General features: G+C 65.2%; 16 protein-coding genes and 1 pseudogene. 6 read left to right on the top strand and 11 right to left on the bottom strand.

Going from position 1 to position 16,994, the window contains the following annotated elements; translation table 11 throughout:
- Positions 1-19: 19 nt before the first annotated feature.
- The 4 genes from era to FCN77_RS14585 are packed head-to-tail and all read right to left on the bottom strand — an operon-like array spanning position 20 to position 3,861.
- Positions 20-979: a GTPase Era gene (gene era, locus FCN77_RS14570; protein WP_137322854.1), complete on the bottom strand. Its 960-nt coding sequence runs from the start codon at positions 977-979 to the stop codon at positions 20-22.
- Positions 963-2,306 carry a hemolysin family protein gene (locus FCN77_RS14575; RefSeq protein ID WP_137322855.1) on the bottom strand — a complete coding sequence of 448 codons (1,344 nt, stop codon included), beginning with the start codon at positions 2,304-2,306 and terminating at the stop codon, positions 963-965. Before FCN77_RS14575 ends, era begins: the two co-directional genes overlap by 17 nt.
- A complete protein-coding gene (ybeY, locus tag FCN77_RS14580; RefSeq protein WP_137322856.1) occupies positions 2,303-2,776 on the bottom strand; it encodes an rRNA maturation RNase YbeY in 474 nt (157 codons plus the stop codon). Before ybeY ends, FCN77_RS14575 begins: the two co-directional genes overlap by 4 nt.
- Positions 2,773-3,861, bottom strand: coding sequence for a PhoH family protein (locus tag FCN77_RS14585; protein ID WP_137322857.1), 1,089 nt, complete (start codon positions 3,859-3,861; stop codon positions 2,773-2,775). Before FCN77_RS14585 ends, ybeY begins: the two co-directional genes overlap by 4 nt.
- 435 nt (positions 3,862-4,296) lie before the next feature.
- Here FCN77_RS14585 and FCN77_RS14590 point away from each other — a divergent pair, with 435 nt between their 5' ends.
- Both FCN77_RS14590 and FCN77_RS26965 read left to right on the top strand, forming a co-directional pair.
- Positions 4,297-5,199: a GerMN domain-containing protein gene (locus FCN77_RS14590; protein WP_175417268.1), complete on the top strand. Its 903-nt coding sequence runs from the start codon at positions 4,297-4,299 to the stop codon at positions 5,197-5,199.
- Positions 5,200-5,223: 24 nt separating this feature from the next.
- Positions 5,224-5,388 (top strand): annotated as a pseudogene (locus FCN77_RS26965) (SAM-dependent methyltransferase); the annotation flags it as partial.
- Between the two features lie 49 nt (positions 5,389-5,437).
- Here the strand turns inward: FCN77_RS26965 and FCN77_RS14600 are convergent.
- The 3 genes from FCN77_RS14600 to hrcA all read right to left on the bottom strand — a co-directional run bounded on the left by FCN77_RS14600 (position 5,438) and on the right by hrcA (position 8,514).
- Complete coding sequence (locus tag FCN77_RS14600) at positions 5,438-6,262, bottom strand: 16S rRNA (uracil(1498)-N(3))-methyltransferase (protein WP_137322859.1); 825 nt, start codon at positions 6,260-6,262, stop codon at positions 5,438-5,440.
- A gap of 2 nt (positions 6,263-6,264) precedes the next feature.
- A complete protein-coding gene (gene dnaJ / locus FCN77_RS14605) occupies positions 6,265-7,392 on the bottom strand; it encodes a molecular chaperone DnaJ (protein ID WP_137322860.1) in 1,128 nt (375 codons plus the stop codon).
- Positions 7,393-7,500: 108 nt separating this feature from the next.
- Positions 7,501-8,514, bottom strand: a complete 1,014-nt coding sequence (hrcA, locus tag FCN77_RS14610; protein ID WP_137322861.1) for a heat-inducible transcriptional repressor HrcA — start codon at positions 8,512-8,514, stop codon at positions 7,501-7,503.
- A 247-nt stretch (positions 8,515-8,761) separates the two neighbouring features.
- Between hrcA and FCN77_RS14615 the strand changes: the two genes are divergently transcribed.
- Positions 8,762-9,613 carry a DUF3097 domain-containing protein gene (locus FCN77_RS14615; protein WP_137322862.1) on the top strand — a complete coding sequence of 284 codons (852 nt, stop codon included), beginning with the start codon at positions 8,762-8,764 and terminating at the stop codon, positions 9,611-9,613.
- Positions 9,614-9,755: 142 nt separating this feature from the next.
- A complete protein-coding gene (locus FCN77_RS14620) occupies positions 9,756-10,175 on the top strand; it encodes a DUF4870 domain-containing protein (RefSeq protein WP_137322863.1) in 420 nt (139 codons plus the stop codon).
- A 50-nt stretch (positions 10,176-10,225) separates the two neighbouring features.
- Here FCN77_RS14620 and hemW read toward each other — a convergent pair whose 3' ends face one another.
- Both hemW and lepA read right to left on the bottom strand, forming a co-directional pair.
- Entirely contained in the window at positions 10,226-11,455 is a 1,230-nt protein-coding gene (gene hemW / locus FCN77_RS14625) for a radical SAM family heme chaperone HemW (RefSeq protein ID WP_137322864.1), read from the bottom strand.
- 36 nt (positions 11,456-11,491) lie between these two features.
- Positions 11,492-13,345, bottom strand: coding sequence for a translation elongation factor 4 (lepA, locus tag FCN77_RS14630; protein WP_175417269.1), 1,854 nt, complete (start codon positions 13,343-13,345; stop codon positions 11,492-11,494).
- 224 nt (positions 13,346-13,569) lie between these two features.
- Here lepA and FCN77_RS14635 point away from each other — a divergent pair, with 224 nt between their 5' ends.
- A complete protein-coding gene (locus FCN77_RS14635; RefSeq protein ID WP_137322865.1) occupies positions 13,570-14,139 on the top strand; it encodes a type II toxin-antitoxin system PemK/MazF family toxin in 570 nt (189 codons plus the stop codon).
- A 206-nt stretch (positions 14,140-14,345) separates the two neighbouring features.
- On the top strand, positions 14,346-14,606 hold the full coding sequence (gene rpsT / locus FCN77_RS14640; RefSeq protein WP_108598327.1) for a 30S ribosomal protein S20: 261 nt from the start codon (positions 14,346-14,348) through the stop codon (positions 14,604-14,606).
- Between the two features lie 185 nt (positions 14,607-14,791).
- On the opposite strand, the gene holA is transcribed toward rpsT, so the two are convergent.
- Together holA and FCN77_RS14650 are read right to left on the bottom strand one after the other, a co-directional pair.
- The gene (holA, locus tag FCN77_RS14645; protein WP_137322866.1) at positions 14,792-15,805 is read right to left on the bottom strand and encodes a DNA polymerase III subunit delta; all 1,014 of its coding nucleotides are present in this window, start codon (positions 15,803-15,805) and stop codon (positions 14,792-14,794) included.
- The gene (locus tag FCN77_RS14650) at positions 15,739-16,785 is read right to left on the bottom strand and encodes a ComEC/Rec2 family competence protein (protein ID WP_368074340.1); all 1,047 of its coding nucleotides are present in this window, start codon (positions 16,783-16,785) and stop codon (positions 15,739-15,741) included. The genes holA and FCN77_RS14650 overlap by 67 nt, the downstream gene beginning before the upstream one ends.
- Positions 16,786-16,994 lie beyond the last annotated feature (209 nt).

Here is a 16,994-nt window from a genome sequence, read left to right on the forward strand (position 1 = left end):
GCTGCAAAGGGGGGCCGGGCTAGAAGCCTAGCTTGACGAGCTGCTTCGGATCGCGTTGCCAGTCCTTGGCTACCTTGACGTGGAGGTCCAGGTAGATCCGTGTTCCGAGGAGCGCTTCAATGCCCTTGCGCGCGTTGGTACCGACTTCCCGAAGCCTTGCGCCGCCCTTGCCGATGATGATGGCCTTCTGGGACGGGCGTTCGACGTAGAGGTTCACGCGGACGTCGAGGAAGGGGCTGTCCTCGGGCCTGCCTTCGCGGGGAACAATCTCTTCAACCACGACGGCCAGGGAGTGCGGAAGTTCGTCCCGGACGCCCTCCAGGGCAGCTTCGCGGATGAGCTCGGCCACCATGACGGCTTCGGGCTCGTCCGTCAGGTGCCCGTCGGGATACAAGGGCTGCGACGGCGGCATGTGGCTGATGAGGACATCCGCCACTGTGCCCACCTGGAAACCGTCCGTGGCGGACACCGGCACAATATCCTTCCAGCCGTCCTCGCCGAGGACTTCGCGCCCGAGGGCAGCCACGGCAAGCAACTGCTCGGTCAGTGCCTGCCGGTCCACCGTATCGGCCTTGGTCACGATGGCGATGATGGGCTTCTTCCCGACCGCAGCCAGCTGGGCAGCTATGAAGCGGTCACCGGGGCCAATCTTTTCGTTGGCAGGCAGGCAGAAGCCGATGGCGTCCACCTCGGACAACGTGTCCGCCACAAGATCGTTCAGGCGTTTGCCGAGGAGCGTCCTGGGCCGGTGGAGGCCCGGGGTGTCGACCAGGATCAGCTGGGCATCGTCCCGGTGGACGATCCCGCGGATGGTGTGGCGGGTGGTCTGCGGCTTGGCCGAGGTGATGGCCACCTTCTTGCCCACCAGCGCGTTCGTAAGGGTGGACTTTCCGGCGTTGGGCCTGCCCACGAGGATCGAAAATCCGGCGCGGAAGCCGCCGAAGGCCTCGCCGCCGTCCGCTTTATTCTGCTTGCTCACGTGGAACTCCCTGTTGCGTTGTTTCGGCCTCGTCGAGTAGGTCTTCAAGGTCAGTTTCTTCTGGTCTGGCGCCCTTTGCAACGGGCGCCGCAATGATGTGGCTGACCCTGTTGCGGCGGCCTTCCAGCCGCTCGGCCCGCAGGGACACGCCGTGGACCTCCACCGTGCTGCCCACGATGGGAACCCTGCCGAGGGCTTTGGCCAGCAGGCCGCCCACGGTGTCGACTTCGTCGTCGTCGAGTTCCACATCGAAGAGCTCGCCGAGGTCATCGATGCTCATCCGCGCACTGACCCGGTAACTTCCGTCGCCGAGCGCAACGGCTTCCGCGCTTTCGGTGTCGTATTCATCGACGATTTCGCCGACGATTTCCTCAATGAGGTCTTCGAGCGTCACCAGGCCGGCCGTGCCGCCGTATTCGTCGATGACGATGGCCACATGCGTGGATTCCTTCTGCAGCTCACGGAGCAGGTCGCTGACCGGCTTGGACTCCGGAACGTAGCGGACTTCGCGTGCGAGTTCATCCACGATGGGCGGTTCCTCGTCGGGGCCGAGGCTGTGCAGCGCGGCTGCAACGTCCTTGAGGTACACGATGCCGAGGATCTGGTCAGTGTTCTCGCCGATGACAGGGATCCGGGAATAACCCGAACGGAGGAACAGCGACATGGCCCGGTGCAGGCTCGAGCCGGCGTCGATGCTGAGAATGTCCGTACGGGGCACCATCACGGCCCGGACCAGAGTGTCGCCGAAATCGAACACCGACTGGATCAGTTCGGCCTCGTTGTCCTCGATCATGTCCGATTCCGTGGCCCGGTCCACCAGTTCGCGGAATTCCTCTTCACTGAAGAAGGCGTCGTCGCCGCCGCGTGCGCCCGGAGCCACGGCACTTCCCAGCGCGACAAGCCAGCCGGGGATGGGGCCCAGCACCCAGCACAGGAAGCGGATGACCGGCGCCGTGAACCTGACGACGCCCGCGGCGTGTACACGGCCCAGCTGCCGCGGTGACACTCCGACGATGACGAAGCCCACCAGGGCCATGATGCCGGTGGCGGCGAGCCCGGCGAGCCAGACGCTGTCCAACAGGCTGTGCAGGAGCACCGCCACCGCCACTGCGGAAGCCATTTCGAACCAGATCCGCCAGAACCTCAGGGACCGCATGTGCGCGACCGGCTGGTCCAGGATCCGCTTCAGGGCCTGGCCGTTGCTTCGGAGGATGGCGTCCTCGGCGTCGTGACGAGGCAGGAAGTTGAACGCGGATTCGGCCGCGGTCAGGAGGGCAGCGAAGCTGAGGAAAACCAGCGCCATGCCGACCAGGATCAGTGGGGTCACAGAATCGTCTCTGACGGAGCTTCTTTGCCGGTGAAGCCCTCAAGCAGTTCGCGTTGGAGACCGAACATTTCGGCCTTTTCCTCCGGTTCGGCGTGGTCGTAGCCCAGGAGGTGCAGGATGCCATGGGTGGTGAGCAGGAGCATCTCATCCTGGGTGGAATGTCCGGCGGTCCGGGCCTGGGCTTCTGCCACCTGCGGGCAAATGGCGATGTCGCCCAGCATGCCCTGGGGCGTGGGCTTGTCCGGCGTGCCCGGAGTGAGTTCATCCATGGGGACAGACAGGACGTCGGTGGCCCCGGGCTCATCCATCAGTTCGATGTGCAGCTTCTCCATGGCGGGCTCGTCCACCAGCAGAACGGAGAGTTCCGCCTGGGGGTGGATGTAGAGCCGTTCGAAGATAAACCGGGCCAAGGCCACCAGTTGGGCTTCATCAACCTGGACGCCGGATTCGTTGTTTACTTCGATGCTCATGCGTGCTCTCCCCGTTTTTCTCTGGACACGGAGTGCTTGACCCGGTTCCTTTGTGCTTCGTCCCAGACCCCGTACGCATTGACGATGTCGCCGACCAGCCGGTGCCGGACCACGTCGGAGGCGTCCAGCACGCTGAAGTTGACGTCGTCGATTCCCTGCAGGATCTCCTCGACGATCCGCAGCCCAGACCTGGTGCCAAACGGCAGATCCACCTGTGTCACATCCCCGGTGACCACCATTTTTGAACCGAATCCAAGCCGGGTCAGGAACATCTTCATCTGCTCGGGCGTCGTGTTCTGGGCTTCGTCGAGAATGATGAAGGCGTCGTTCAGGGTGCGTCCGCGCATGTAGGCGAGCGGGGCCACCTCAATAGTGCCCGCTGCCATCAGCCGCGGGATGGATTCGGGGTCCATCATGTCGTGCAGGGCGTCGTAGAGCGGACGCAGGTAAGGATCGATCTTGTCGCTCAGGGTGCCCGGCAGGAACCCAAGCCTCTCACCGGCTTCAACGGCCGGCCGGGTCAGGATGATCCGGCTGACTTCCTTCTGCTGCAGGGCCTGGACAGCTTTGGCCATGGCGAGGAACGTCTTGCCGGTGCCGGCGGGGCCGATGCCGAAGATCACAGTGTTCGCGTCGATGGCGTCCACGTAGTTCTTCTGGTTCAGCGTCTTGGGCCGAATGGTTTTGCCTCGGCTGGAGAGAATGTTGTAGGTCAGCACCTCGACGGGATTTTGCAGCGACTGGCTGCGGAGCAGGGCCGCCAGCTGCTGCAGGACAGCAGGCGTAATGACCGTTCCCCTGTCCACCAGGCCGCGCACTTCATGCAGCAGGCGCATGATCCGGGGAACGTCCGCGGTGGGGCCGCTGATGGCAAGTTCGTTGCCGCGGACATGGAAATCCACGGCAGGGAACTGTTCCTCAATAAACCGGAGGGCTTCGTCGTGGCTGCCCAGGGACTGGACCATCTGTTCGGAGTTGTCGAAGATGACCACCTCCGTCCGGACACCTGGAAGACTATGAGGAAATTCACCTTTGGTGCGCTCGCCGGCGCTGAACCGGGGCCTTCCGTTTGTTGCTTCAGTCATGGTGCCGGCCTGCGGGCCTCTGGTCCCCTCCAGTTAGGAAATTTGTCGCTCCGCCTGGTCACTTCCCCGGCGCTGCTTCAGCGTCGGGCTCCGTGCCGGGCCGAGTCCTCTTATCTTACGCCAGTACACCGTAGCGGGGCCGCGGGGCCGGGCTTTCGGGGCCCGGCCTGCAACCGTTTCGTTGCATGTTCCCGTAATTAGGTATCAACTTCGTATCGGCCTCATATCGTTCCCGTTGCAGTTCGGCTGACCGTCGGCAAACGCCGCTGGCGGCCGCAAACCATGTGTAATGCTGGAATTCATGGCGGCATTGCGTCGCCGAAAACGACTTCAGCGACGACGTATACAGGACAGGGCGGAGGAACCCCGGGCACTATGGAGATGACGAAACCAGGACGACGCCGGACATCGGGAGGCGGGCGGACACGGTCCGCAATGCTCCTGTTTGTGCTGCCTGCCGCCATGGTGCTCTCCGCCTGCGTTGCCACGCCGCAGCCCGAATCGAACACCGCGGCCGGCACGCCGCAGGTCATGACCGGATCTGCCACCGCCGGCGTCCCGACCACCAGTGCCCCGCTGGAAACCACTCAAGCCTCCAACAAGGCCCCGGTGTACTGGATCGGCCGCAGCAACGAAAACGTATTCCTCTACCGCGAATTCCGGGACGTCCCCGAACAGGAAAACCCCGTCACGCGGGCTCTGCGCTCAATGATGTCGGAAAAGCCCCTGGACCCCGATTTCTTCACGCCGTGGCAGAACCCCAAGAAACTCACCACCTCCATATCCGGCAAGAACGTCATCACAGTGGATGTCTCGCCGGACGCCTTCAACAGCAACCTTGACGACGACATGGCCAAGCGTGCCATCCAGCAGCTGGTCTACACGGCGACTGCCGCCGGCGCCAGCTCAGGGCTGGTGGACTCCGGACAGCAGATCGAGGTGGTGATCCTGGTCGACGGACATACTGACTACGTGGCCTTCAATCACGTCAAGCTGGGCACTCCCACTGCCCGCGCCATGGGCATGGTTGCCCCCGTCTGGATCATCGATCCGCAGGAGGGTGTGAGCGTTCCGGACGGCAGTGTCAAAATCAGCGGACGGAGCACCCTTCCCGGAGGCAAACTCCGCTGGAAGATCCTGCGGGTTGCCGGCAGCAGTGACAAGACCGCCTATTTGAGCGGCGAGCTGACGGCGTCGACGGAGGCCACCCAGTCCGGGCTCTTCTCGTTGAACGTCAACCTGGCGCCGGGGAACTACGAGGTCCGCATTTCCCAGATCGACCCGGGACAGCCCGCCCGGGAAATGAATGTGGACACCCGGGGCTTCACCGTCAAGTGAGCAGGCGGCGGTTTAACGAACGGTCACCGATGCATCTGGCCCAGTGAGCTCGATCTCATGGCACGGCTAGCCGGGTTCGAGCTGGAATCCAGGTGGGCGGGCTGGGACCGCAGCGAATTCACTGCGGAATCTCGCAGCCACGTGTCGGTGTACCGGCTCACTGCACAGGTGCCGCCTCACATGCCGTAACACAATACGGACGACCGCGCAGGAACGGGCTGACAGCTAAGAGAGGGGGCTACCAGCGGCCGAGGATGTCGCTCGCGAGCACCGTGGCAGCGGGTCCCGCCGTGGATGACCTCAGCACGTGGTGGCCCAGCAGTGCGGTCACCGCGCCGGCGCTGCAGAGCTTGGTGACCTCCCGCGGGCTGATGCCGCCTTCCGGGCCCACGATGAGCAGGATTTCTCTCGGCTCGGAACTGTCGTTCCCCCCGTCGCCGTGACGCCCGCCGCCGGGAGCCCCGCCGTCGGAATTTTCGCCGTCGCCGTCGCGCCAGGCCTCCAGCACGTTGCGGAGCGGCCGGACCGCATCCTCATGGAGGATGACCGCCAGGTCCGCCGCGGACACGGCGGCCTGCAGTCCGGCACCGTCTACGGCGGCGCGGACCTCCGGGATCCAGGCCCGGCGCGCCTGCTTGGCGGCTGCGGTCACCACGGACTGCCATTTGGCGTGCGCCTTGGCCGCCCGTTCGGCTTTCCAGCGGACGATGGAGCGTTCGGACTGCCACGGGATGATCGCATCGATCCCGAGCTCAGTGGCGGTTTCTGCAGCGAGTTCATCGCGGTCGCCTTTGGCCAGCGCCTGGACCAGGACCAGCCGCAGTGCAGGGCGTTCTTCCGTCTCGAGTGCCGTGCACTCCACGGTCAGCTCCCCCGGGCCAACGGCCGCGACGGTACCGGTGAGCCGTTTGCCTGCACCGTCCGCTATGTCAACGGCTTCCCCGACCGTGAGCCGCTTGACGGTGACGGCGTGCCTGGCCTCGGGTCCATGCAGCACGAAGTGCGTGCCGGGGCCCTGCTGGTCCAGTGCTCCGGGGCTTGCGAAAAAGACGGGGTTGCTCACCGCTACAGGTTACCGAGCCGGTCCCGCAGCTTGGCGAAGACACCGCCGCTGGCGGCGAGTTTCCCCTCGGTGTACTGCTCACCGCGGAGTTTGGCGAGCTGCCGCAGCAGGTCCTCCTGTGCTGAATCCAGCTTGGCGGGGGTCTCCACCTGCAGGTGGACTTTCAGGTCGCCACGGCCGTAGCCGCGGAGATGCGTGACGCCGAGTCCGCGCAGGGTGATGACCTCACCCGACTGGGTGCCGGCCTTGACGTCGATTTCCTGCTTGCCGTCGAACGTCTCGAGGCTGAGTTCCGTGCCCAAGGCAGCGGCAGTCATGGGGATGCTGAGGGTCGCGTGGAGATCGTCGCCGTCACGCAGGTAGGTGGAGTCACTATTGACCCGGATCTCGACATAGAGGTCACCTGAGGGACCACCGGCCGGTCCGGCTTCGCCCTGGCCGCCGAGCTGGATGCGGGTTCCGGTGGCGACGCCGGCGGGAACCTTGACCGTCAGCGTCCGTCGGCTGCGGATCCGGCCCTGCCCGTTGCACTCGTTGCAGGGGTCCTTGATGACGGTGCCAAAGCCCTCGCAGGAGCCGCACGGTGCTGCCGTCATGACCTGGCCGAGGATGGAGCGGACCGCCCGCTGGACCTGGCCGCTGCCGCCGCAGATGTCGCAGCGTTCGGGGTGCGTGCCGGCGCGGCAGCAGGATCCCTCGCAGGTGGGGCAGGTAACGGCCGTGTCCACTTCAAGCTTTTTGTTGACGCCGAAAACTGCGTCGCGAAGGTCGATCCGGACGCTGATGAGGGCGTCCTGGCCGCGGCGTACCCGTGAGGCGGGCCCGGAGGAACCGCCGGCGCCGAAGAAGGTGTCGAAGATGTCCTGGAATGCGAAGCCCTGGCCCGCGTATCCCGCTCCGCCGAAACCGTTATCGGTGCCGTTTTCGTTGCCTGTGGTGTCGTACACGCGGCGCTTTTGGGGATCGGACAGCACTTCGTAGGCGTGCGTGACAGCCTTGAAGCGGTCCGAAGCGTCCTCACCGGGATTGACGTCCGGGTGCAAAGTGCGCGCAAGCTTTCGGTAGGCCTTCTTGATCTCTTCGCCCGTCGCTTCGGGTGAGACTCCAAGAACGTCGTAGTGGCTGCTCAAAGTTCGTATCTCTTCCTGGTTGTACTGCCTGTGATGCTTCTGCCATGTCCCGGAAGCCGGGACCCGGAGGCCGGGACCCGGAGGCCTGGTTGGCTGATACCGGACCGGTCACGGTCCGAGGATCCTGGAAAGGTAGCGTGCCACGGCACGGACCGCGGCCATCGTGGTGGGATAGTCCATCCGGGTGGGGCCGAGGACGCCAACCTTGGCGCTTGAACCGGGACCGTAGCCTGTGGCCACCACCGATGCCTCGGCGAGGCCGTCGTACGGATTCTCGCGGCCGATGCTGACGGTCACGCCGCGGGGATCCTGCGCCATCTCGCTGAGGAGCCGGAGCATGACCACCTGTTCCTCGAGTGCTTCGAGAACCGGACCGATGCTCAGCGGGAAATCAACGTTGGATCGTGCGAGGTTGGCCGTTCCGGCCATGACCATCCGTTCCTCGCGCGTGCTGCTGGCAAGCGAGTCCAGGCCCCGCGCCAGCGCCTGCGCGGCATGGCGGCGCGCCGGTTCGGAGCCGGCGACGACGGCGGGAAGCGCCTGCGGGAGAACGCTGAGCGGGGTGCCCGCCAGGCTCCTAAGGAAACGCGTGCGAAGGTCCGAGAGGGCATCGTCGCCGATGTCCTGGCCAACGTCGATAACGCGCTGCTCAACCTTTCCGGTGTCCGCGATCAGCACGATCAGGACCTGGCGCGGCGCCAGCAGCACGAACTCGATGTGCCGCACCAAGGCCCGGCTCAGGTGCGGATACTGCACCACGGCCACCTGGTTGGTCAGCTGCGAGAGCAGCCGCACAGTCCGTTCCAGGACATCGTCAAGGTCGTCGGACCCTTCCAACAGGGTCTGGATGGCGCGCCGCTCAGCCTGCGACAGCGGCTTGACGGCGGAAATCTGGTCCACGAAGAGCCGGTAGCCCTTGTCCGTGGGGATCCGGCCGGCACTGGTATGAGGCGCGGTGATCAGCCCCTCGTCTTCCAGGGCGGCCATGTCATTGCGGATCGTGGCGCTGGAAACGCCAAGGTGATGCCGTTCCACCAGCGCCTTGGAGCCAACAGGTTCGCGGGAATGGACGTAGTCCTCCACAATGGCGCGCAACACTTCCAGCTTGCGTGGTTCGCTCATTCTCCACCTCCGATCGGCTCTTCCCTGGCGGGGGCCGGGCATTGCACCAAGGGCAAATGCCGGTTCCCGTTAGCACTCGTCATGTCTAAGTGCTAACCAGTCTAATATGAGTCACCGCGTTGTTAGCATTGGTACCGCTCCGGGCGAAACTCCGGGCGCGGGACTGGACGTGAACATTCGCGAAGGCACGGCCGCCCTGATTCGCTTCTCCTGTTTATTTTTTCTAGCGCAAGGCTGTGTCTATCCGATGTCGTACCAGAACTGGGGCCCACAGGACATCTCGGCCCCCCGGAAAACGGAGCTACCCGAGGTGCCGGTGGAACGCGGCATGGTCCTGGAGGACGTGCAGTCCGGGTGGGTCGGCGCGGTCACCAGGGTGGAAAAGTCCGGCGGCATGCACATCGTGGCGCTCGAGGACCGGCGGGGGAAGTCACGCACCTTCAAGCTCGGCTACGGATTCCTGCTGGAGGGCCTGCCCATCCGGCTGATGCCGCCCGCCCCCCGCGCCCAGGCAGCGCCGGCAGGATCCAACAGGACTGCTTCGGGTTCCGTGCGCGTTGCAGGGCAACGCGCCCAAGTGGCCAAGGCCAGCCGGATCTGGGTGGAAGGCAAGCACGACGCCGAACTCGTGGAAAAGGTCTGGGGCGACGACCTCCGGGTGGAAGGCATCGTCGTCGAACCCCTGCATGGCATTGACGACCTCACGGCCGCCGTTGCCGCATTCGGGCCGGGACCCGGCCGTCGGCTGGGCGTCCTTGTGGACCACCTGGTGCAAAATTCGAAGGAATCCCGGATCGCCGACGCTGTTATGGCCTCGCCCGGCGCCGCGGGCAACGTCCTGATTGTGGGCCACCCCTATGTTGATGTGTGGCAGGCGATCCGCCCGGGCGTGCTGGGCATTGGGGCGTGGCCGGTGATTCCCCGCGGCGTGGACTGGAAGACAGGGATCCTCACGGCCTTCGGCTGGCCCCACGAAACGAAGGAGGACATTGGCCTGGGCTGGCAGAAGCTGCTGGGCGCTGTGCGGAGTTATGCGGACCTGGAACCGTCCCTGCTGGGCCGGGTGGAAGAGGTCATCGACTTCCTCACCGTGCCGTAGGGGAGGTACACAGCGCCGTGGGGGGCTGTTGAACTCTCCGAATGAGCCGCCGACCCAGTATTCTTGATACGGCGGTTGTTGCTCTTGGGCAGCGTCCGCTTTTCCGGCACCACCGCACTACTGCAATCCGAAGGACGACACCGTGGCAGAAGACGCACGTGAACAAAGGGACAATCAGGCCGGCCATGGCCAGCCCCAGTATCATGGTGTCCCCGCCAATGCACTGCCGCTGACGGCCAACGAAGACCGGCAATGGGCAACCCTTGCGCACTTTGGCGGCATCCTCGGGTGCGTGCCGTCCCTGCTGATCTACCTGATTTTCAAGGACCGCGGACCGTTTACGGCGCAGGAGTCCAAGGAAGCGCTGAATTTCACCCTGCCGCCCACCATCGCGGCCGTCCTCTGCAACATCCTGGTAATGCTCCCTGTTGTGGGCAACATCTTCGCCGTGCTGGCCACCCTGATCTGGATTGCAGTGACGTGTTTCTCCGTCGCCGCCGGAATCCACGTCAACCGCGGCCAGCCGCACCGCTACGACTTCAACCTGCGCTGGATCAAGTAACCGGCCGAACCGGTACCGGATAAGCCCAGCCAGGCTGAGCCCGCGCCGGCTCAGTCGGGAAGGAGCCTTCGGACCACGGCGTCGGCCAGCAGCCTGCCTTTGAGCGTGAGCACGAGCCGTCCCTTGAACGCCATGGCGGGATCCACCAGGCCATCGGCGATGAGCCCCGCGACGGCGTGCCGTCCTGACGCTCCGAGCCCGGCAACTTCGAGTCCTGTGCTGAGCCTGGCTTCGAGCATGACCCGCTCAACGTTCCGGGTTTCTGCGTCGAGCGTTTCCCGCCCGGCCGCCGGCGACGCCCCGTTTGCGAGCCTGCCCGCATAGGCGGTGGGGTGCTTGACGTTCCACCAGCGGACACCGCCCACGTGCGAATGCGCGCCGGGGCCGATCCCCCACCAGTCGTCCCCGCGCCAGTAAGCAAGGTTGTGCCGGCAGGCCTGTTCCGGGGTGCGCGACCAGTTGCTGACCTCGTACCAGTGGAGGCCGGCTTCGGAGATCATCTGGTCGGCGAGCTCATATTTGGCGGCGTGGTCGTCGTCGTCGATCCCGGGAACTTCACCCCGGCGGATCTGCGCCGCAAGCTTGGTGCCGTCCTCCACGATCAGCGCGTAGGCGCTGATGTGGTCCGGTCCGTAGGACAGGGCCGTCTCGAGCGAGTACCGCCAATCCTCAAGGGACTCCCCCGGCGTTCCGTAAATAAGGTCCAGGCTGACGGCGAGTCCGGCTTCCCGTGCCCACCGAACTACCTGCGGCACGCGGCTGGGCGTGTGGGTGCGGTCAAGCACCTTCAGCACATGCGGAACCGCCGACTGCATCCCGAAGGACACACGTGTGAAGCCGGCATCCGCCAGCAACTGCAGCGATTCCGGGGTGACGGAATCCGGGTTGGCTTCGGTGGTGACTTCCGCGCCGGGAATCAGCCCCCATTCGCCCACAGCCGCTGTGAGGATGCGCGCCAGGTCTTCTGCAGGGAGCAGCGTAGGCGTGCCGCCGCCGAAAAAGACTGTGCCCAGCCGGCGGTCCGGCAGCCCGCTGGCCTGCAGTGCCTTGGCGGCGAACTCCACCTCGGCGATGGCCGTCGAGGCGTAGGCGTCCTGGGACGCCCCGCCGCCGAGTTCGGTCGCCGTGTAGGTGTTGAAGTCGCAGTAGCCGCAGCGCACGGCGCAGAAGGGGATGTGGACGTACAGCCCGAATCCGCGCTGGTGGGCGCCGTCGGCAGCCTGCGTTGGAAGCAGGCCGTCCGACGGCGCGGGGTCACCGAGGGGCAAAGCGCTAGGCATTGCGGCGGCCTCCGGAGGTTCGGGCCACGTTCATCACTACTTCTTCGCCTTGTCCTTGGACTCGTCCGTGGTGAGCGCTGCGATGAAGGCTTCCTGCGGCACTTCGACGCGGCCCACCATCTTCATGCGCTTCTTGCCTTCCTTCTGCTTTTCCAGGAGTTTGCGCTTGCGGGTGATGTCACCGCCGTAGCACTTGGCAAGGACGTCCTTGCGGATCGCGCGAATGCTTTCGCGGGCGATGATCCGGGAACCGATGGCCGCCTGGATGGGCACCTCGAACTGCTGCCGGGGAATGAGTTCGCGCAGCTTGCCCGTCATCATCACACCGTAGGCATAGGCCTTGTCGCGGTGGGTGATGGCACTGAAGGCGTCCACCTGTTCACCCTGGAGCATAATGTCAACCTTCACCAGGTCGGCAACCTGATCGCCGTCGGCTTTCCAATCGAGCGAGCCGTACCCGCGGGTCTTGGACTTCAGGATGTCGAAGAAGTCGAAGACGATTTCGGCCAGCGGGAGGCGGTACCGGATTTCCACCCGGTCCTCGGACAGGTAGTCCATGCCGCCCATAACGCCACGGCGGCTCTGGCACAGCTCCATGATGGCTCCGACAAAATCATTCGGCGCCAGGATGGTGGCGGACACCATCGGTTCCCGGACCTCGGCGACCTTGCCCGTGGGGTACTCACTGGGGTTGGTGACATGGACAACCTTCTTGTCCTCCAGCGTCACCTCGTACTCCACGTTAGGGGCTGTGGAGATCAGGTCCAGGTTGTACTCGCGCTCGAGCCGTTCACGGGTGATTTCCAGGTGCAGCAGCCCCAGGAAGCCCACGCGGAAGCCGAAGCCAAGTGCGGCTGAGGTTTCCGGCTCGTAGATGAGGGCGGCGTCGTTGAGCATCAGCTTCTCCAACGCATCGCGGAGCACCGGATAGTCGGTGCCGTCCAGCGGGTAGAGGCCGGAGAACACCATCGGCTTGGCATCCGCATAACCGGGAAGGGACTCGGTGGCAGGCTTGGCCAGATTGGTGACGGTGTCGCCCACCTTGGACAGGCGGACGTCCTTCACACCGGTGATGAGGTAGCCCACTTCGCCGACGCCCAGGCCCTTGGAGGGGGTGGGCTCCGGGGAGCTCACGCCGATCTCGAGGAGTTCGTGGGTGGCGCGGGTGGACATCATCTGGATGCGTTCGCGCGGGTGCAGCATGCCGTCAACCACGCGGACGTAGGTGACCACGCCGCGGTAGGTGTCGTAGACGGAGTCGAAGATCATAGCGCGGGCCGGGGCGTTCGGGTCACCGACGGGGGCCGGCAGGTCTCGGACGATCTTGTCGAGCAGGACCTCGACGCCCATGCCGGTCTTGCCGGAGACACGGAGCACGTCGTCGGGGTCGCCGCCGATCAGGCTGGCGAGTTCCGCCGCGTACTTTTCGGGCTGGGCTGCCGGGAGGTCGATCTTGTTGAGGACCGGAATGATGGTGAGGTTGTTTTCCATCGCCAGGTACAGGTTGGCGAGGGTCTGGGCCTCGATGCCCTGGGCCGCGTCGACGAGCAGTACTGCACCTTCACAGGCGGCCAGCGAACGGGAGACCTCATAGGTGAAGTCGACGTGGCCGGGGGTGTCGATCATGTTCAGCGCGTAGCTGGTGCCGTCAACTTCCCAGGGCATGCGGACAGCCTGGGACTTGATGGTGATGCCGCGCTCACGTTCGATATCCATGCGGTCCAGATACTGGGCCTTCATGTCGCGGGACTGAACGACGCCGGTGTACTGCAGCATGCGGTCGGCCAGAGTGGATTTACCGTGGTCAATGTGCGCAATGATGCAGAAGTTCCGGATGATGGCCGGATCTGTTGCGGCGGGCACCGGGGCGGTGCGGGCCATGGGAGACACGCAGGGTCCTTACTGTTGGCATTTCCGCGGCTTTGATCAGGATGGCCGAAGCCATCGCGGGACCTGCCGCACGTGGACTTATAGTGTCCCACGTCCGGCACCCAGTCGGTGCATTGTTTGCGCGTCTCCGGTTCCGTGTAAGCGGTTGGCGGCGCCCACGGCGGCCGGGCGGTTGCGCCTCCCCTGCAACAGTTGTGATTCCCGTTCGGCAGTATCGTTGCAGGATGGCACTGAACCTGCGCTCCCTTGGCAACGCTGTCCGAACCGTCATCCGCTTCCTGGATGGGAACCGCACCGGCCGGCCCCCTGCCGGGTCCGGCCAGGTCAGGCCCGCCCCACACCGGCCCGGTCCGGCGGGCACCCTCCCCGCACGTGAAGTCAGAGGCCCCAGCGGAAAATACCCGGGCGACTTCAAAGGCGCCGCGACCATCAAGTACGCCCCCGCCCCCAACGGCGAGCCGGAACCGGGCGAGGTGGTGTGGACGTGGGTTCCGTACGAAGAGGACCACTCGCAGGGCAAGGACCGTCCCGTGCTGCTGATCGGAAGCAGCGGGCGTTACCTGCTGGGACTCATGCTCACCAGTAAGGACCACGACCAGGACAGCCGCAATGACGAGAACTACGTGGACATCGGCACGGGCAGCTGGGACGGGCAGCGCCGTCCCAGCGAAGCGAAACTGGACCGCATCCTGCAGATCAGCCCGCGTGACATCCGGAGGGAAGGAGCCATCCTCGACCGCAAGCGCTTTGAGAGTGTGGCCGCAGCACTCCGTGAACGGCATGATTGGAGCTGAGCCCTTCCGGCGCCGGATCTACCCGCCGTGCCGGGGATCAGGAGGATCGGCAGCATTGCATTGGGTCTGCTATTATTGACAGCTGTGTGTCCGTGCAGGTCGACGGCCACTGATGGTTGGCCGCCATAGGTATCCCCACGCCGCTCAGTCAATGGCCAACCTGAAAGCCCTCTAGACCATTTCCGCATTAAAAAGAGAGTTCACACGTGGCTAATATCAAGTCCCAGAAGAAGCGCATCCTCACCAACGAGAAGGCACGCCTGCGTAACAACGCAGTCAAGTCTGAGCTGAAGACGGCCATCCGCGCCGTCAACACCGCCGTTGAGTCCACCGACAAGGATGCCGCTACTGCTGCGCTGGTTGCTGCTGGCCGAAAGCTGGATAAGGCTGTCAGCAAGGGCGTTCTTCACAAGAACAACGCCGCAAACCGCAAGTCGGCGATCTCCAAGAAGGTCAACGCACTCTAAGGTTTTCCGGTTCAACTGAACTGATGATCGTGGCCGGCACCCTGTGGGGTGCCGGCCACATCCATTTAACACAGTTCGGGTCCATGCACTTCGCGTTCACGCATTCCGGGCTTGAGCCGCCGCGGACGGAACCCGGCCCCATTCGCGGTTCACGCTGCGCCGCACCGGCGGCGCAGCGCAGCAAGCTACCGGCGCACCGATGTCGCGATGACGGTGACGGCGTGTTCCACGGCGTACACCGGGTCCCGGGAGAGACCCTTCACCTGGGCATCGGCCTCGGCGGTGACCTGGATGGAGCGGACGAGGCCGTCGGGGGTCCAGCGCCGTACGTCCCGCTGCGCCTGTTCCACGAGCCATGGCTGCATGCCCAGCTGCCTGGCGATCTGGGCGGAGGATCCCTGCGCCCCGGCCACCTTGGCGACCGTGCGGAGTTTGGCTGCCAGTGCAGCCACCAGCGGAACCGGGTCCGCACCTGTGGCGAGGGCGTGCCGGAGGGTCGAAAGCGCCAAAGGTCCGTTGCCGGCCATGGCCGCATCGGCAACCTTGAAGGCCGTTGCCTCCACCCGGCCGCCGTAATAGCGGTCCACCATGCCCGTATCCACGGCGGTGGCGGCGTCCGCAATAAGCTGGCTGCAAGCGGCAGCGAGCTCCGACAGGTTGGCCCCCACCGCGTTGACCAGGGCGTGGACGGCCTCGGGCTCGATCCGCCGGGATGCCGCCTTAAACTCGGACACTACGAACGCCGTCTTATCCGCGTCCTTTTTCAGAGGCTGGCAATCGACCACCGGCCAGCCGGCAGTCTTGATGGCATCCAGGAGCTTCTTACCCCGGACTCCGCCCCCGTGGCGGACCACCAGCACGGCGTCGGGTTCAGGACCCGCAAGGTATTTGAGTGCATCAGCGAGGAACGCGTCATTCATCGTTTCCGCAGCCTCGACTTCGATCAGTTTGGACTCGCCAAAGAGGGAGGGGCTGACATTCATGGCCAGGGACCCGGCCTCGTAGCTCCCGGCGTTGAGCCTGGTGATTTCCACATCGGGCTCGGCTGCGCGGACCTGGGACCTGATCCGGTCCATGGCGCGGATGCCGAGGTACTCCTCGGGCCCGCCAATCAGGACCACCAGCGCCGGCGTCACATCCCTCCAGGTGGCGGTGGCCGACGTCGCAGGCCTTGATCGTGCTTTCTGCGCAGCAGCCACTCTTGGTTCCTCCCGGAGTTTGGATTAGTACCTCTAAGACTCCCACGGCGGCGGCCTGCGTCAAAGCCCGGAGACCGCCGCGGGAGACCTCTGCAGCGGTCCGCCATGCCACTCCGTCGGGATGACGCGCGAACCTGCACCCGGCGAGAGCGCGACAGCCAAGTGTCCAGGAATTCGACGGTCTTTCCATGCAGTCCAATGGCCAGGCGCCAGGTGGCGTGCGGACGGAGCCCAAGCCGCAGCACCAGCACGGTGCAGGCGGACAGCAGCACCATGGTGGCGGCACCAAGGGGCCCTTCCGGCCACTCAAGAGCCGCACCGGGAAGCGCCGCGAAGAACCTGGCAACGGCGGCGACGGCACCAGCGCAACTTCCGGCCACCGCCATGGGCACCGCTGCCGCCCATGGCGCGAGCGGCACCAACGGCACGGCCGCGGTGCCGAGGATGGTGACGGGCGCCACGAGGGGCGCTGCCACTATGTTTGCTACCAGCGCATAGGACGAAAACTGGGGCTGCAACAGCACGATCACGGGGCCGCAAAACAGCTGCGCGGAGAGCGGAACCGCAAGGCCCCCTGCCAACCAGCGCGGAACACCGGCCGGCAACCATTCCATGATCCACGGACCGGCCACCACAATGCCGAGCGTGGCCAGGACGGACAGCAGGAAGCTGAAACTGATCCCGAGGCCCGGGTCGGCCAGCAGGAGTCCGATCACCGCCAGGCAAAGGAAACTGAGCCCGCGGCCGGTCCTGCCGCCGGACAGGGATGCCAGCCCGATCGCACCCATGAGCGCCGCCCGGAGGACGCTGGCATCCGGGCCTACCATCAGGACAAACAATGCCAGCCCGGCCAGCGCGGCCGCGGCGGCCGGCGCCCGCGGAAAGCGGAGACTGCGTGCGGCCAGCAGCAGCGCGCCCAGGATCAGGCTGCAGTTCGCTCCAGTGAATGTTGAAACAGGAGGTGGGTCTCCTTGGAGCAGCGTTTTAGCTGGTCAACCGCGTCTTCGTGCTATCCCACGATGGAACTGGCGTGACGATCAAGCCCATCGTCCGGTAGTGAGCGGACGGTGATCAGGTCCTTGCGGGAGTCCATCTGATAGGAGATCGACTGACGAACGTTGAAAGGGGAGATGGGTGGCATAAGGCCCAAGGCACGGCCGCCAAGTGCTCTCGTGCCTAGGCAACCCGG

It is taken from the genome of Arthrobacter sp. 24S4-2 (genome assembly GCF_005280255.1).
In the GTDB taxonomy this organism is placed as follows: Bacteria; Actinomycetota; Actinomycetes; order Actinomycetales; family Micrococcaceae; genus Arthrobacter.

What these genes read in the sequence shown, in the direction of transcription:
- ybeY (WP_137322856.1), bottom strand. Translation starts at nt 2,776, where the DNA reads ATGAGCATCGAAGTAAACAACGAATCCGGCGTCCAGGTTGATGAAGCC.
- FCN77_RS14585 (WP_137322857.1), bottom strand. Translation starts at nt 3,861, where the DNA reads ATGACTGAAGCAACAAACGGAAGGCCCCGGTTCAGCGCCGGCGAGCGC.
- FCN77_RS14590 (WP_175417268.1), top strand. Translation starts at nt 4,297, where the DNA reads ATGCTCCTGTTTGTGCTGCCTGCCGCCATGGTGCTCTCCGCCTGCGTT.
- hrcA (WP_137322861.1), bottom strand. Translation starts at nt 8,514, where the DNA reads ATGAGCGAACCACGCAAGCTGGAAGTGTTGCGCGCCATTGTGGAGGAC.
- FCN77_RS14615 (WP_137322862.1), top strand. Translation starts at nt 8,762, where the DNA reads ATGTCGTACCAGAACTGGGGCCCACAGGACATCTCGGCCCCCCGGAAA.
- hemW (WP_137322864.1), bottom strand. Translation starts at nt 11,455, where the DNA reads ATGCCTAGCGCTTTGCCCCTCGGTGACCCCGCGCCGTCGGACGGCCTG.
- FCN77_RS14635 (WP_137322865.1), top strand. Translation starts at nt 13,570, where the DNA reads ATGGCACTGAACCTGCGCTCCCTTGGCAACGCTGTCCGAACCGTCATC.